Below are 15578 nucleotides of genomic sequence, written 5' to 3'. Positions count from 1 at the left end.
TGTTAGAGAAAAAGGAGTGGCAGACAGATGAAACGATTGTTTGCAGTCGATGAATGGAAAGTAACCGAAGAAGGGCTTCATCCGAAAGAGAACCGTCTTGCCGAGTCGATCACCTCGCTCGGGAACGGGCATATGGGGATGCGCGGCAACTTCGAGGAAGATTACTCGAACGATACGCACCAAGGGTTTTATGTGGCGGGCGTCTATTATCCGGACAAGACGCGCGTCGGTTGGTGGAAGAACGGGTACCCGGAATACTTCGCAAAAGTGTTGAACGCGACGAACGTCGTCGGTCTTCGTGTCGCCATCAACGGGACACCGGTTGATTTGGCGAAGTGGGAAGTGAAAGACTTCACGCGTGAGCTCGATATGCAACGCGGCGTCCTAACACGGACGTTCACATTGTTGAACGGGACGGAAGAGACGAAAGTGGAAGTCGTCCGTTTCTTCTCGATCGTCGATAAAGAAATCTTAGCGATTCGTTATAACGTCACGCCGGTCAACTACGAGGCGAAAATCGAGTTCACGCCATACTTGGACGGTGATGTCGTCAACGAGGACTCGAACTATGACGAGAAGTTCTGGTTGCCGGTCGAACACGGTGTCGAAGAGCGTTTCGGTTTTGTCACGACGAAGACGAAAAAGCTCGATTGGCACGTGACGGCTTCGATGATTGCAGACGTCGAAGGCGCGCGCTCTGAAGTGCTCGAAGCGACCGACCTGTTCGTCGCGAACAAGTTCACGGTGACGGCGCCAGCCGGTGAGACGGCAACGGCGTACAAATACGTCTCGGTCGTCACGAACCGTGACTACGAAGTCGAGGAATTGCAGTCGACGGGAATGCAACGCGTTGAGATGGCGTTTGAGAAAGGCTTTGAGACGCTCCTCGCCGAGCAGACGGACGCTTGGCTCGCACGTTGGGAGGACGCGGACGTCCGCATCGACGGCGACGCCGAAGCACAACAGGGAATTCGCTTTAACATCTTCAATATGTATCAGACGTACACAGGCGAGGACTCACGTCTCAACATCGGTCCGAAAGGGTTCACCGGTGAAAAGTATGGCGGTGCCACGTATTGGGATACAGAAGCGTATTGCCTCCACTTCTATTTAGCGACAGCCAAACCAGAAGTGTCGTGGAACTTGCTCAAATATCGCCACAACCAATTGCCGCAAGCAAAAGAGAACTCGGTCAAGAACGTCGGCATGGAAGGCGCCCTCTATCCGATGGTGACGATGAACGGCGAGGAGTGCCACAACGAGTGGGAGATCACGCATGAAGAGATTCACCGGAACGGCGCCATCGCACATGCCATCTTCAACTATACGAACTTCACAGGCGATAAGTCATACCTCGGGAAATACGGACTTGAAGTATTGGTCGAGATCTCGCGTTACTGGGCGAGCCGTGTCAACTTTGTCCCGCACAAAGATGTCTACATGATCCTAGGCGTCACAGGTCCGAACGAATACGATAACAACGTCAACAACAACTGGTACACGAACTTGATTGCCGCGTGGACGCTTGAATACACGCAAGAGGTGTACAACTACTTGAAACAAGCGGAGCCGGCTCGTCTTGAAGAGCTCGTCTCGACGCTCGGCATCACGGACGAAGAGATTGCGAAGTGGAACGATATCCAGACGAAGATGTACTATCCGAAAGACGACCTCGTCCCAGACGTGTTCATGCAACAGGACGGCTTCATGGATAAAGAACAAATCTTAGTGAAAGATCTCGATCCGAAACACTTGCCGCTCAACCAAAACTGGTCGTGGGACCGTATCCTCCGCTCGAACTTTATCAAGCAGGCGGACGTGCTCCAAGGTCTCTATACGTTCGGTGACCGTTTCACGATCGAGCAGAAACGGGCCAACTTCGACTTCTATGAGCCGCGCACGGTTCATGAGTCGAGCTTGTCGCCTTGCGTCTACTCGATTATCGCGGCTGAAGTTGGTTACGTGGATAAGGCGGTCGAGCTCTATCAACGTTCAGCCCGCCTCGACCTCGACAACTACAACAACGACACGGAAGACGGTCTTCACATCACGTCGATGGTCGGCTCGTGGATGTCAATCGTGCACGGTTTCGCTGGCATGCGTGCCCTCGAGAACGAGCTTACGTTCAGCCCGATGATTCCGAAGGATTGGAACGGCTATTCATTCAATATGCTCTGGCGCGGCCATCACTTGACGATCACATCGACGCGTGACCATGTGACGATCAAGCAGACGGGCGGCACGGACGTCTCCATCAAGGTCTATGGAAATGTCGTCAACGTCCCGGCAAACGATGCCGTGACGATCGAGACGGTGAAAGCGTAATCAAATGCGTCAGCACAACAAGTCGGCTTCGGTCGGCTTGTTTTTTTTCATCGCGCCTCTGCAGATTGCATTATTTTAATGATAGGCAGCGCTTGGAATCTATGTTATCTTGATTCTTAGCTATTTTTGAAAGGGGAGACAAAACTTGACGGAAGCCGTTAAAGAACATGCTCGCATCGGAATCGTTTCGATTATTGGGGGAGTATTCGTTGCATTATCCATGACATTATTTTTAATCCCGGCGGGGGTATACTCGACCGGATTTACAGGGCTCGCCCAAATCTTTACGCAACTGTTTGCGGGGACACCGTTTGAGCTCGGGGAAGGAATTTGGTTCTTCGTCTTAAACGTGCCGCTACTCATTGTCAGCTACTTCATGCTCGGCAAGAACATGATGATTCATACACTCATCAGTGTCGCGGCAGTCACCGTGTTCATTCGTGTGCTTCCACAATCGCAGCTCCTCTCGGACGACCCGCTCTTGAACGCCGTGTTCGGCGGGGTTTTGCTCGCAATCGGTTCAGGGATCACGATTCGCTTCGGCGCCTCGACCGGCGGATTCGATATCGTCGCGCTCATCTTGGCGAAATTCACGAACAATTCGGTCGGCGTCTACTTGTTCCTCATGAACATGATGATCGCACTTTGGGCCGGTGCGTTATTTGGTTGGCAGACTGCGCTTTATACAATCGTCTTCTTGTACGTGACGTCGAAAGTCATCGACGAGATTTATACGAACACGCAGCGTCAAACACTCTTCATCGTCACGAGCCATCCGGACGAAGTGACGAAAGAGTTGCATCAACACGTCTTCCGCGGCATCACGCTCATGCCGTCGATCGGCACGTACTCAAAAGTCGAAAAGGCGACGCTCATGATGGTCGCCCAGCGCCACGAAGTTCGTGAAATCACGCGCATCTGTAAGGATGCCGATCCGACCGTCTTCATCAACATGGTTCCGACCGAAGATGTCGAAGGTGCGTTTCGACGCTAAAATAACCCCCGCTGAACACTCAGCAGGGGTTATTGCATAGATAGAGGTCAAGTTGGTACTCTGGATGACGTAATCGATCGGCCGTCCAGACCTCAGGAAAATGACGAGAACCTGCTGCTTCGCTCATCCGATGGCGCCGGAGACTCCTAAGGGATTAGCGAGCAAGGGGAGACCCAGCAGCGTTAAGCGATGCGGCTCCCTGCTCGCCCCTAGGAAAGCGGAGGCGCCAGAAGGAAGAGCGCAAAACATTCGGGAGGCACCAAAAGGAAGCGCGCGAAACATCGTGGTAGTCAATAATCAAAACACACCGACTGCATTCAGTCGGTGTGTTGATTATGCCTTGATGCCGAGTTTTTCTTCGAGGTAGATGGCGATGCCGTCTTCCATGTTCGACGCGGTCACTTCGTTCGCGACGGCTTTCAACTGGCTGATGGCGTTCCCCATCGCGACGCCGGTGCCGACATAGTCGAGCATCTCGAGATCGTTCTCCTCGTCGCCGAACGCGATGATGTTTTTGCGGTTGATGCCGAGATGTTTCGACACTTCACGCAATCCGAGCGCCTTCGATGTGTTTTGGCTCATGACTTCGATCATGTGCTCCGGCATGCGCCATTGGCGGTTCAAGACGGCCTCGGCGTGAACTTTATTCAAACGTGCACGGACGTTGTCGACGTGCTCTTTCGTCGCATGGATGAGGAGTGACGTCGGCTCTTCTTGTAAGTGTTTGAGCAAGTTGCCCGATGTGACGCTGAGCGCGCGCTCGGTGTAGGGGCTATAAAATTCTTGCGGTTCTTTTTGGAAGTAGACGTGGTCCGTCACTTCGACGACGATGTTGTGTGCTTTCGTCTCCGACACTTCCTCGATGATCTCGTGCGCCGTCTTGAGTGGGATTGGTCGGTGCGTCACGGCGTATGACGAGTCTTTCGGATGGTGGACGAGCGCGCCGTTGAAGTTGATGAGCGGCGTCGTCAAGTCGAGCTGGTCATAGTACATGATGGAGTGGCGATGCGGTCGTCCGGTCGCAATCATGACTTCATGACCGGCATCTCGCGCCGCTTGGAGCGCACGAATGTTTCGGTCGCTAATCGTCTTGTCATCTCGTAACAACGTGCCGTCCAAATCTACTGCGATTAAATAACGTGACATTAGTCATCCTCTTTTCTACGATGTGCTGTTTCTCTGACGGTATCACATTTCCGGTTTCAACGGAAAGAATATACAATCGAGGTCGCACATTTATCAGGAACAATGCTATACTAATCTCGTATGAGCAATTCATGCATCATCTGTGAGATGGAGGGGACTTTCGATGCGATATTTAGTCACATTGTTCTGGGCAATTTTGCTTTCGAACACAGCAATCTTTATCATTTCTGCTGTCGACGGCGTGCCATTCAATGCGGTGCTCGCGACAGCGTTTGGCGTGGTCATCACAATCTTTATCGTGCTCTTGGATGTCGTGAACCAAGATATGGGGATCAGCGACGTCGCCCAAGAGAAGTAAGGCGTTCACAATCAAACTGGCTCACAGTCGAGTCAGTTCTTTTTATATCATTTTAGGAGGGACTTACTATGAAAAATGATGCAAAACGCGCGAACTTTATTACGTTTGCCATTATCGCTGCCATCATCGTAATCGGCATCGGGCTCTTGTTCTTCTTGAACAACGCCAATGAAGAAGAGGGTGTCAACGCGGTCAATGCCGAAGAGTTGGAGACGAAAATCTCAGAAGAAGATGAAGTCGTGGTCTACTTCTGGCAGACAGGCTGTGAGTACTGTGAGCAGGTGAAGCCGTATATCGAGCCGCTCGTTGAAGAATATGATGCTGTCTCAATCAACTTGGCCGACCATAACGTCTGGACGACGTACGGCATCAACGGCACGCCGACGGTCATCCGGTTTGAGGACGGTCAAGAGACGGGCCGCATCGAAGGAGCCGTATCGGAACAGCAGTATGAGACATTTTTTAAAAATGAGGAGGGCGAACAGTGATTAAAAGCCGTTTCTACCAGACGTTGTTTGAATTGAACGCCTCCCCGTTCATCGCCAAACGGCTCCGGTGGTTCGCTGAATCGAACTATAGCCGTCCGCTCATCGCCTCGTTCGCGAAAACGTACAAGATTGACGTTGAAGAAGCGAAAGACCCAATGGATGCGTATCCGAGTCTGCACGCGTTCTTCACTCGACATCTGAAAGAAGGGGCCCGATTGATTGACGTAGATGCACAATCGATCGTCTCTCCGTGTGACGGGAAGTTATCCATCGTCACCGATATCACAGACGATAGCCGCTTTGAAGTGAAGGGCCAATCGTACACGCTCGCTGAGATGCTCGGTTCGCAACAAGAGGCACGTCGCTATGCAGGCGGCACCGTCTGCGTGCTCTACTTGAGCCCGCGCGATTATCACCGCGTCCACGTCCCGCTCGCCGGGCGTGTCCTCAGCCACTACGAGCTAGGCGACCGCTCGGCACCGGTCAACGAGATCGGCTTGACGGAGACGGTTCGTCCGCTCTCGCGCAACTATCGCCGCATCACGCGATTGGATAGCCCTGCCGGTGTCTATGAACACATCATGGTCGGCGCCTTGAACGTCAACACGATCGAGTGGACCCATGACGGGTCGTACGTGGAAAAGGGAGACGAAGTCGGCTACTTCTCGTTCGGCTCGACCGTCGTGCTTTGCTTCGAAAAAGGGCGCGTCCATATCGATTCGTCTAAAATCGGTCCGGTCCGGCTCGGTGAAGCCATCGGCACGATTCAATGAAAATTTCAAACTTTTTCATTCCGGCCAAACGATACACTAGTCGTTTGGTCGGTTTTCGTTTACCATAGAAGGGATATCAATACTTATAAGAGTAGTTGAATCGCTTTAGATAATTGGAGGAATTCAAACGTGTTTAATCGACTTTATCCGAAACAGTTCGTCGCGTCAGTCTTTGACATCGACCTTGAAGAATTAAAAGACCGTGGTGTCCGCGTCATTTTGACGGACCTTGATAATACACTCGTGGCTTGGGACGTCCCGCACGCACCGGAGCTTCTTTTGCTCTGGCTTGAAAAAGTGAAATCACATGGACTTGACGTCATCGTCGTGTCGAATAACAATGAAAACCGCGTCCGGACGTTCACGGAACCGCTCGGACTCCATTACGTATCGCGTGCGAAAAAACCGTTGCCGTCCGGCTTCAAGCAAGCGCTCGCGAAATACGGCTACTCGACGAAAGAAGCGATTTTCTTAGGCGACCAGTTGTTCACGGACGTGCTCGGCGCGAACATGGCCGGCATCCACGTCATTCACGTCGAACCGGTCGTCAAGACGGATGGACTCGTCACGAAGTTCAATCGCATGCTCGAGAAAGTCGTGTTCGCGCATATGAAACGTCGCGGGAAGTACGTATTGATCACGAAGAAAGTCGAGGAAATCGCCGTCGATGCGAAGCGGGCCAAAGTGGCCGTCGCTGAGAAAATCGGGGAAGCGATGCACTCGCGTTCCGAAGATTCACATAAAAAAGATGAATAAGGACCTCGAACGCAAAGGAAGAAGGAGGCTGTCCTTGTACGGCGCGTAAGGCGTCGGAATTAACGCTTCAGGAGTAGCGGCGAGGCGCTACAGTGAATGAAGAAGAGGAAACTCAAATGACAGCAAATCATGCTATGGAAGAAACAAAACGTTATTGCGCCGGTTGCGGCGTTCTCATTCAAACGGAAGACCCGGCTGGTGTCGGGTATGCTCCGAAATCGGCACTTGATCGCGAAATCGTCATTTGCCAACGTTGCTTCAAACTGAAACACTACAATCAGATTCAAGACGTCGAACTGACAGATGACGACTTCTTGCGCATCTTGAACGGAATCGGTTCGCGCGAAGCGCTCGTCATTAAAATCGTCGACATCTTTGACTTTAACGGGAGCTGGCTCCCGGGACTGCAACGGTCAGTCGGGTCGAACCCGGTCCTTTTAGTCGGGAACAAAGTCGACTTGTTACCGAAATCCGTCAACCCGAACCGGATGGCGAACTGGATGAAGAGCGAGGCGAAAGAACTCGGCTTGAACCCGGTCGACGTCCATTTGATTAGTGCGAAGAAAGGGCACGGCATCGACGAGCTAGCCGAGAAGATTGAATATTATCGGAAAGGCAAGGACGTCTACGTCGTCGGTTGTACGAACGTCGGGAAATCGACGCTCATCAACCAAATCATCAAACGTTTCGGCGAAGCGGACGAGGCGATCATTACGGTCAGCCATTTCCCGGGAACGACGCTCGACTTGATTGACGTCCCGCTCGATGATGACGCGAACTTGTATGACACACCAGGGATCATCAACCGCCATCAGATGGCCCACTACGTCGACGCCAAAGACTTGAAGACGATCACGCCGAAAAAAGAGATCAAGCCACACGTGTTCCAGTTGAACCCGCAGCAGACGCTCTTCTTCGGTGGTCTCGCTCGTCTCGACTACATGGAAGGCAACAAGCGCTCATTCGTCGTCTACATGTCAAACGAGTTGAAGACGCACCGTACGAAACTCGATAAAGCGGACGAGTTGTACGAGAATCACATCGGTCAAATGCTCAACCCGCCGAACGAGAAGACGCTCGAGAAGTTGCCGCCGCTCGTCCGTCACGAGTTCAGTCTCCGGGACGGCGTGAAGACGGACATCGTCTTCAGCGGTCTCGGTTGGGTCGCCATTCACGGCAAAGGCGGCCGCATCGCTGCCTGGGCACCAAAAGGAGTCGCCGTCACATTGCGTGAGGCACTCGTATGAGACTGGCCGTCATCGGTCACCCGATTGCTCATTCGCTCTCTCCCGTCCTGCACGAGCAGTGGCTGAGGGCGTCTGGGCTTTTCGGGCGTTATGAGGCGCTCGACGTCGCCGAAGAAGACTTGAGCGGATTGTTTCAGGCGATGCGCGATGGCGAATGGGACGGCTTCAACGTCACGATTCCGTATAAAGAAACCGTCATCCCGTACCTTGACGAACTCGATTTGGCGGCTACGGATGCCGGTGCGGTCAATACGGTGTATAAGCGGGACGGCAAATTGATTGGGACGAACACGGACGGTGCCGGTCTCGTCGCCGCCCTGTCTCCTCTGACAGACTGGTCCGGTCGTGTGCTCGTCATCGGAGCAGGTGGTGCGGCGCGCGGGATTATCAGTGCGCTACCGACCCGTGACGTCACCATCACGAACCGGACGATGGAACGGGCGGAGCGTCTTGCCGAAAGGTTCGGCATCGAAGCAAAAGCCTTTGTAGACGTTGACATCGCGCGATACGACGTCATCATTCAGACGACTTCGGTCGGGATGGACGGGGTGCATTCGCCGCAATCGTTAAATGGGTTACGACAAAACACGGTCGTTTGTGATATCATATATCGTCCACTCGTCACACCGTTTTTAAAAGAAGCCGCTAAAAAAGGGGCGATCATCGTCAACGGAACAGCCATGTTCGTCGGACAAGGTGCTTTGGCGTTTGAATTTTGGACAGGTGTGAAACCGGATCGATTTGTTGGAATGAAGTTAATTGAGAGCTTATTGGAGGAATAGAAATAATGTTATCAGGTAAACAAAAACGTTTTTTACGTGCAGAGGCACACCACCTCTCGCCGATTTATCAAGTCGGAAAAAATGGTGTCAGCGAAGCGATGTGCAAAGATATCAGTGACGCGCTCGAGAAGCGTGAGTTGTTGAAGGTTCAAGTGCTTCAAAACTGTGCCGACACGCCGAAAGACGTGGCAGGAGAGCTTGCGGAAGGGACGAAGGCAGAAGTCGTTCAAGTCATCGGCAAAGTCATCGTCTTGTACAAACAGGCGACAGAGAAAGAAAACCGCCAAATCAAACTCCCATGAGCCGCATCGGACTGATGGGAGGAACGTTCGACCCGCCGCACCTCGGTCATTTGTTGATTGCCGAGCAGGCGCGTGAACAGCTTGAACTCGACGAAGTCTGGTTTTTGCCGGCGGCCATCCCGCCCCATAAGTCCGGGTTCAGTCAAGCGGAAGACCGAATCGAGATGACGCGACGCGCGATCGCGTCGAACCCGGCGTTCAAGCTCGATTTGATTGAGTTCGAACGGACCGAGCCGTCTTATACGGTGGAGACGATGCGACGGTTGCGCGAGCGCTATCCGGACGATGCGTTCTATTTCTTGATTGGGGCCGACTCGCTCGATGCGCTCGAGAAGTGGTATGACTACGAGACGCTCATCACGCTCGTCACGTTCGGAGCCGTCGCTCGCCCAGGGAGCCGTTATCGTATCCCGAGACGGGCCGATGTCCGGACGATCGACATGCCACAACTCGAAATCTCGTCGACCGATATCCGCGAGCGGGCGAAACGGAATCGTTCGATCACCTATCTCGTGCCGGCGGAAGTGGAAACTTATATCAAGGAGCATGGATTGTATGACGTATGAACAAGCGAGAACGTTGATTGAACAGACGTTGCCTGAGAAACGGTTCATTCATACGCTCGGTGTCGTCGAGACGGCGGAACACTTGGCGAAGACATATGGCGTGAACGTCGAACAGGCCCGTCTGGCCGCGATGTTACATGATTATGCGAAATATATGGACCGTGACGAGATGCGTCAAGTCGTCCGCGCCGAACAGCTCGACCTTGCTTTACTCGAATTTGATGACGAGCTCCTGCATGCGCCAGTCGGGGCGGTCTTGTTAGACCGGGCCTACGACCTCGATGCAGCGGTCGTCTCCGCCATCAAGAACCATACGACCGGTTCCCCTGGTATGTCGCGCCTCGACCAAGTCATCTTCGTGGCCGATGCGATTGAACCGAACCGGCGTTATCCTGGCGTTGAAGCGTTGCGGGACGTCGCCGAGCAGTCACTCGAATTGGCTGTCGTCGCGACGTTACGTCAATCGATTCAACATCTATTGAACAAGTCGGTGCGGATTTTCCCACTGACGATTGCGACATATAACGATTTTGTGAAAACACCTTAGGAGGGTCAATATGACTGTAAAAGAACAACTTGAATTGATTGTGAAGGCTGCCGATGATAAGCGCGCCGAAGAAATCGTCGTCCTCGACATGGAAGGCATCTCGCCGATTGCGGATTACTTCGTCATCTGCCACGGGAACTCAGAGAAGCAAGTCGAAGCAATCGCGCGTGAAATCAAAGACGTCGCAGGCGAGAACGATCTCCCGCTCCACAAGTTCGAAGGAATGGACACGGCACGTTGGGTGCTCGCTGACCTCGAGAACGTCGTCGTCCACATCTTCCACCGTGACGACCGTGACTACTACAACCTCGAAAAACTTTGGGCTGACGCGCCGCAAGTCGAAGTGGAAGTCGGCTAATGGCGTACGAAGGGTTCGCCTACGTATACGATGAGTTGATGAAAGATGCACCGTACGGAGAGTGGGTCGCCTTCGTGCGACGCCACGTGCCGGACGGGGCATCGCTCGCCGACGTCGGATGCGGGACGGGTTCTGCGACGATTCAACTTGCCGCACACTACGATACGATCGGACTCGACTTGTCGGAGTCGATGCTTGAAGTCGCGCAAGAAAAAGCGCTCGAGGCAGGTGTCAACTTGCCGCTATGGCAACAGGACATGCGGGAACTCGAGTTGCCGCAACCGGTCGATGTCGTGACGATTCTGTGTGACTCGCTCTGCTATTTAGCGGATGAGGCCGACGTCATCGATACGTTCGAAGCTGTCTATGAGCAACTCAAACCGGGCGGCACGTTCCTCTTCGACGTACACTCGCCGAACAAGATGCAGACGCTCTTCAACCAGAAGACGTACGCGTCGAACGGCGAGGATTGCTCGTATATTTGGTTCGCCGACCCGGGCGAAGCCCCGCTCTCGGTCGTCCACGACTTGACGTTTTTCGTCGCCCTAGAGGACGGGACGTACGAGCGGGTCGAAGAGACGCACGAGCAACGGACGTATGAGCCGGGGCAATACATGCAATGGCTCATCGGTGCGGGCTTTCATGTGAAGTCGGTCACGGCCGACTTCACGGACAAGGCGCCAGGACCGAACGCTGAACGAATCTTCTTCGTTGCCGAGAAATGAACTTGGCCCCATCGCGAACGCGATGGGGCCTTTTGTGTACAATCCGACAAAAGAGTGAATTGTTTGAAGGCATCGTTGCGATTCACGTCAAAACGGGAATCGGATAAGGAGTGAATGATAGAAAGAAGGGATTCGAGATGAAACTGACGCGTGGACGGATGCTAGAGTTCGGTTTTGTGTTGTTCATGGCAATCATTCTCGTCGCTTCGGTGATTGAAGAGGCGTGGTTTGACGCAAGCGTCGCCGCTGCCGGCATCGTGTCTGGATTGATTCCGTTCATATTAGAAAAAGTGTTCAAAACCGAATTTGACGCCAAAATGAAAGTCGCCTATATCTTGTTCCTGTTCGCCTCACAATATTTGGGTTCGATCGTCGGATTGTATTCGAACGGGTGGTGGGACACATTCCTTCACGTATTAAGCGGCATATTCATCGCGTTTCTCGGGTATGACTTCTTTAGCCGACTCGATGACGACATCCGGCTCGAGATGCCGAAGCGATTCGTCTTCGTCTATATCGTCGTCTTTGCGATGGCCGGGGCCGCGCTTTGGGAAATGTATGAATTCACGTCGGACTTGGTGTTGAACACGACGATGCAAGGTAACGGAAATGACGACACAATGGTCGACATCGTCGCGGGGTCGCTCGGGGGTATCATCGCAGCCTTGCTCGTGACGGAGATTCACCGGAAAGAGCAGCACGAAAAACGAAAAAACTGAGAGCGATTTCAAAAACGCCCGAGTTTGCCTCGAGCGTTTTATTTGTAATAATTATTATCTTTTAATATTATTAATCTTGTAATAATGATTATTAAGAGGAGGCTATATTAATGGATCAACATCGTCGTCTAACTACTAACCAAGGCGTCCCAATCGGGGATAACGCCAACTCCATCACAGCGGGTCGCCGCGGCCCAACGCTTCTCGAAGATTATCAGCTAATTGAGAAACTCGCCCACTTTGACCGTGAGCGCGTGCCGGAGCGGGTCGTGCATGCCCGTGGTGCCGGAGCACACGGTGTCTTCAAAGTTAAAAATAGCATGAAACGATATACAAAAGCCAAATTTTTGCAGGAAGAAGGACAAGAGACACCGGTTTTCGCTCGCTTCTCGACTGTCATCCATGGTCTCGGCTCACCGGAGACGCTCCGTGACCCACGTGGATTCTCCGTCAAGTTTTACACGGAAGAAGGGAACTACGATTTCGTCGGAAACAACTTGCCGGTATTCTTTATCCGTGACGCTATCAAATTCCCAGACGTGATTCACTCACTCAAACCGGACCCACGCACGAACCTACAAGACCCGGACCGTTTCTTCGACTTCATGTCGCTCACGCCGGAATCGACGAGCATGCTCATCCACTTGTTCAGTGATGAAGGAATCCCGGCCTCATACCGTCATATGCGCGGTTCATCGGTCCACTCATTCAAATGGGTCAACGAATACGGGAACACGGTGTACATAAAACTCCGTTGGGTTCCGAAACAGGGCATCAAGAACTTGTCGATGGAAGAAGCGGCCAAAGTACAGGCTGAGGACTTCAACCACGCGACACGCGACTTGTTCAACGCCATCGAAGAAGGCGACTTCCCAGAGTGGGATCTTTACGTTCAAATCCTCGACCCGGCCGATATGGACAACTTCGACTTCGATCCGCTCGACGCGACAAAAGATTGGTTCGAAGACGTCATCCCGTATCAACTCGTCGGAACGATGACATTGAACAAAAACGTCGACAACTACTTTGCTGAGACGGAATCGGTCGGCTTTAACCCGGGCGTTCTCGTCCCGGGGATTCAACCGTCTGAAGATAAGATGCTTCAAGGGCGTCTCTTCTCGTATTCGGACACGCAACGGTACCGCATCGGCGCGAACTATCTCCAACTCCCGATCAACTGCCCGTTCGCCCAAGTGTCGAACAACCAGCGTGATGGGGCGATGCCGTTCAAGCAACAGACGAGCACTGTGAACTATGAACCGAACCGTTATGAAGACACACCGCGACCGGATGCTGCGTATATTGAACAGGAGCAACCGCTCAATGGCGTAGCCGGTCGTCAAAAGATTGAGAAGACGAACGACTTCGGTCAAGCAGGCGAAGTGTACCGTCGTTACTCGCAAGAAGAGAAAGATGGCCTCGTCCGTAACCTCGTCGCCCACATCAAAGAAGTCCGTCACGAGAAGACCGTCCTTCTCTTGATTTGCAACTTCTATCGGGCCGACCGTGACCTCGGCGAGCGTCTCTCGAAAGAGTTGAACGTCGACATCACACCGTTCTTGAGCCAAGTGACAGAATAAGCAGGAGGAGCAGGGCGCGTTTGCGCTCTGCTTTTTTTGCGTATACTAGAGAAGGAGGTGTTGAGATGAATGTACGAAGTGGAGGATACTTGCTGATCGAACGGACCAAACGAGCGGACTATATGGACGAGCAACGGATTCCGGAGGTCGTGCAGTCAGCGAGTGCATGCATTTGTGAGCAACACCCCACGCTTGATGTACTTTGGGGGACATCGAAACGTCGTCAGGAGGCGTATCGAGAACGATTGCGACTCAGCGAGGAAGACTTCCTCCTGCTCATGGAATGGGTGGAGGTGTTTCACGAGAGTGGAGAACTCGGATATCCCCAAACGTTTCAGACGATTGAACTCGCCAAGACGTTTCGGGACCGCTTCTTCACCCACATCGAACTCGACATCATCGAGCTGAAACTGCCTGTATCCTATGTCGCGGACTTTTTAGCAGAAGGACAAGTTGGGGACCATCCCGAGCAGTACGGCGTCGAGCGGTTCATTTTGCGACACGAACACGACGAACCGCTTGGACGACCTCTCGGTTATGAAGTGCTCGGGTATGAGTACGGCACGTTCCACTCATACTTATGTAATGGGCTAGAGCGTGACTTCGCCGAACGATTCACGTTTCGGTTGAACGACCATGGCTTTATTGCGACGCTCGAAGAAGCGGAACGGTATTGCGCATACAGCAATCAAGAAGATGTGGGGACGGAGCCTGTCTTATGGTTACCATGGATCATTTCGAAAGTAGAGTGAAGTCTCTAAAATTGTCGGGAACGTTCCGCTATGTCAAGATTAGACAAAAGGGGGAAGCTGCATGAACCAAGTCATCGAAACGTTATTGAACCACCGCTCCGTCCGCTCCTTCACGGACGAGCGTTTGACCGAAGAACAAATTCGGCTCATCGTCGAGAGTGCCCAACGTGCCTCGACGTCGAGCTTCATCCAAGCCTATTCCATCATCGGTGTGACCGATTCGGACAAGAAAGCACGGCTCGCCGAGATTGCCGGTAACCAAAGCTACGTCGCCGACAACGGGCACTTCTTCGTCTTTTGCGCCGACTTGTATCGCCATGAAGTGATTGGAGACATGCGTGACGCCGATGTGACCGGGACGCTCGAGACGGATGAGAAGCTCCTCGTCGCCGTCATTGATGCGGCGCTCGCCTCACAAAACGCCGTCGTCGCTGCGGAGTCGATGGGACTCGGCATTTGTTACATCGGGGGCATTCGAAACGACATGTTCGCGGTGAAGGAATTGCTCGGCCTGCCGGAACGTGTGTTGCCGCTCTTCGGGCTCGCGGTTGGTGTCCCAGACCACGTCGAGGACCAGAAGCCGCGCTTGCCGTTCGAACACGTCTATCACGAGAATACATATGAACTCGACCCGAACGAGCTGAAGCGCCAACTGTCGCATTATGACGAGACGATTCATGGCTACTATGCGGCGCGGGGGGCGAATCGCCGGGACGACACGTGGACTGCTCAGATGGGACGGTTGCTGTCGAAGCCGACTCGGCTCGACGTCAAAGATTTCTTGAAGGCACAAGGTTATTTGAAGCACTAAAAAACCGCCGAAACTTCGGCGGTTCAGATTGTAGAAAAAGTCACGTTTCAGGCGAACTGAAACGTGACTTTTTCGTTTTCTGGCCTTGAGGCGCTCTGCCCGAGCCACTTTTCAGGTGGATTGGACGTCCTTCCATGCCAAGACTGCCATCTTCTTGAGATTGAGGGCGGCAAAGGGTAGCGTCGTCTCCATGACTGGTTCTCTACCTCTCATTATAAAAAAGGGGCGAGGGTACGAAAAGAGGGATGGATGCGTGGACCGACCAAGGGCATGGCGAGACTTCTAGGGGAGTAGCAAGCAAAGGGAGACCCAGCAGCGTTAAGCGATGCGGCTCCCTGCTTGCCCCCAG

The 15578-nt window shown here is 53.0% G+C and carries 18 protein-coding genes; 17 read left to right on the top strand and 1 reads right to left on the bottom strand.

Translation table 11 applies throughout. From position 1 onward, the window contains the following. The first annotated feature begins 27 nt into the window (after window positions 1-27). Window positions 28-2325 carry a glycoside hydrolase family 65 protein gene (locus tag KB235_RS12815; protein WP_211779846.1) on the top strand — a complete coding sequence of 766 codons (2298 nt, stop codon included), beginning with the start codon at window positions 28-30 and terminating at the stop codon, window positions 2323-2325. A gap of 145 nt (window positions 2326-2470) precedes the next feature. Further along, a complete protein-coding gene (locus tag KB235_RS12810; RefSeq protein WP_034804420.1) occupies window positions 2471-3319 on the top strand; it encodes a YitT family protein in 849 nt (282 codons plus the stop codon). 333 nt (window positions 3320-3652) lie between these two features. Here the strand turns inward: KB235_RS12810 and KB235_RS12805 are convergent, their stop codons facing one another. After that, a complete protein-coding gene (locus KB235_RS12805; RefSeq protein ID WP_211779845.1) occupies window positions 3653-4465 on the bottom strand; it encodes a Cof-type HAD-IIB family hydrolase in 813 nt (270 codons plus the stop codon). Between the two features lie 163 nt (window positions 4466-4628). On the opposite strand from KB235_RS12805, the gene KB235_RS12800 reads away from it, so the two are divergent. From KB235_RS12800 to nfsA, 15 genes are all read left to right on the top strand, one after another. After that, complete coding sequence (locus KB235_RS12800) at window positions 4629-4823, top strand: YjzD family protein (protein WP_034804417.1); 195 nt, start codon at window positions 4629-4631, stop codon at window positions 4821-4823. 68 nt (window positions 4824-4891) lie between these two features. Then, a complete protein-coding gene (locus tag KB235_RS12795; RefSeq protein ID WP_034804415.1) occupies window positions 4892-5311 on the top strand; it encodes a thioredoxin family protein in 420 nt (139 codons plus the stop codon). Next, window positions 5308-6084: a phosphatidylserine decarboxylase gene (locus KB235_RS12790; protein WP_211779844.1), complete on the top strand. Its 777-nt coding sequence runs from the start codon at window positions 5308-5310 to the stop codon at window positions 6082-6084. The genes KB235_RS12795 and KB235_RS12790 overlap by 4 nt, the downstream gene beginning before the upstream one ends. A gap of 129 nt (window positions 6085-6213) precedes the next feature. Beyond that, entirely contained in the window at window positions 6214-6840 is a 627-nt protein-coding gene (locus tag KB235_RS12785; protein WP_024371850.1) for a YqeG family HAD IIIA-type phosphatase, read from the top strand. Window positions 6841-6974: 134 nt separating this feature from the next. After that, the gene (yqeH, locus tag KB235_RS12780) at window positions 6975-8087 is read left to right on the top strand and encodes a ribosome biogenesis GTPase YqeH (RefSeq protein WP_034804410.1); all 1113 of its coding nucleotides are present in this window, start codon (window positions 6975-6977) and stop codon (window positions 8085-8087) included. Then, window positions 8084-8869 (top strand): shikimate dehydrogenase, encoded by a 786-nt coding sequence (gene aroE, locus KB235_RS12775; protein WP_034817720.1) that lies wholly within the window; start codon window positions 8084-8086, stop codon window positions 8867-8869. Before yqeH ends, aroE begins: the two co-directional genes overlap by 4 nt. Window positions 8870-8874: 5 nt before the next feature. Further along, window positions 8875-9171, top strand: a complete 297-nt coding sequence (gene yhbY, locus KB235_RS12770; protein ID WP_034776635.1) for a ribosome assembly RNA-binding protein YhbY — start codon at window positions 8875-8877, stop codon at window positions 9169-9171. Beyond that, complete coding sequence (locus tag KB235_RS12765; RefSeq protein WP_034817717.1) at window positions 9168-9737, top strand: nicotinate-nucleotide adenylyltransferase; 570 nt, start codon at window positions 9168-9170, stop codon at window positions 9735-9737. The genes yhbY and KB235_RS12765 overlap by 4 nt, the downstream gene beginning before the upstream one ends. Further along, window positions 9727-10284, top strand: a complete 558-nt coding sequence (gene yqeK, locus KB235_RS12760) for a bis(5'-nucleosyl)-tetraphosphatase (symmetrical) YqeK (RefSeq protein WP_211779843.1) — start codon at window positions 9727-9729, stop codon at window positions 10282-10284. The genes KB235_RS12765 and yqeK overlap by 11 nt, the downstream gene beginning before the upstream one ends. A 10-nt stretch (window positions 10285-10294) precedes the next feature. Then, on the top strand, window positions 10295-10642 hold the full coding sequence (gene rsfS / locus KB235_RS12755; protein ID WP_211779842.1) for a ribosome silencing factor: 348 nt from the start codon (window positions 10295-10297) through the stop codon (window positions 10640-10642). Further along, window positions 10642-11367, top strand: coding sequence for a class I SAM-dependent DNA methyltransferase (locus tag KB235_RS12750; protein ID WP_211779841.1), 726 nt, complete (start codon window positions 10642-10644; stop codon window positions 11365-11367). Before rsfS ends, KB235_RS12750 begins: the two co-directional genes overlap by 1 nt. Before the next feature lie 137 nt (window positions 11368-11504). Then, on the top strand, window positions 11505-12086 hold the full coding sequence (locus tag KB235_RS12745) for a DUF2238 domain-containing protein (RefSeq protein WP_246514219.1): 582 nt from the start codon (window positions 11505-11507) through the stop codon (window positions 12084-12086). A 110-nt stretch (window positions 12087-12196) separates the two neighbouring features. After that, the gene (locus KB235_RS12740; RefSeq protein WP_034817708.1) at window positions 12197-13666 is read left to right on the top strand and encodes a catalase; all 1470 of its coding nucleotides are present in this window, start codon (window positions 12197-12199) and stop codon (window positions 13664-13666) included. Between the two features lie 65 nt (window positions 13667-13731). Beyond that, complete coding sequence (locus KB235_RS12735; RefSeq protein WP_211779840.1) at window positions 13732-14418, top strand: hypothetical protein; 687 nt, start codon at window positions 13732-13734, stop codon at window positions 14416-14418. Between the two features lie 61 nt (window positions 14419-14479). Beyond that, the gene (gene nfsA / locus KB235_RS12730; protein ID WP_211779839.1) at window positions 14480-15229 is read left to right on the top strand and encodes an oxygen-insensitive NADPH nitroreductase; all 750 of its coding nucleotides are present in this window, start codon (window positions 14480-14482) and stop codon (window positions 15227-15229) included. The last annotated feature ends 349 nt before the right edge of the window (window positions 15230-15578 follow it).

It is taken from the genome of Exiguobacterium alkaliphilum (assembly GCF_018138125.1).
In the GTDB taxonomy this organism is placed as follows: Bacteria; Bacillota; Bacilli; order Exiguobacteriales; family Exiguobacteriaceae; genus Exiguobacterium; species Exiguobacterium alkaliphilum.
The sequence above is the reverse complement of the archived record's forward strand: the minus strand, read 5'-3'. Positions and strand labels throughout refer to the sequence as shown.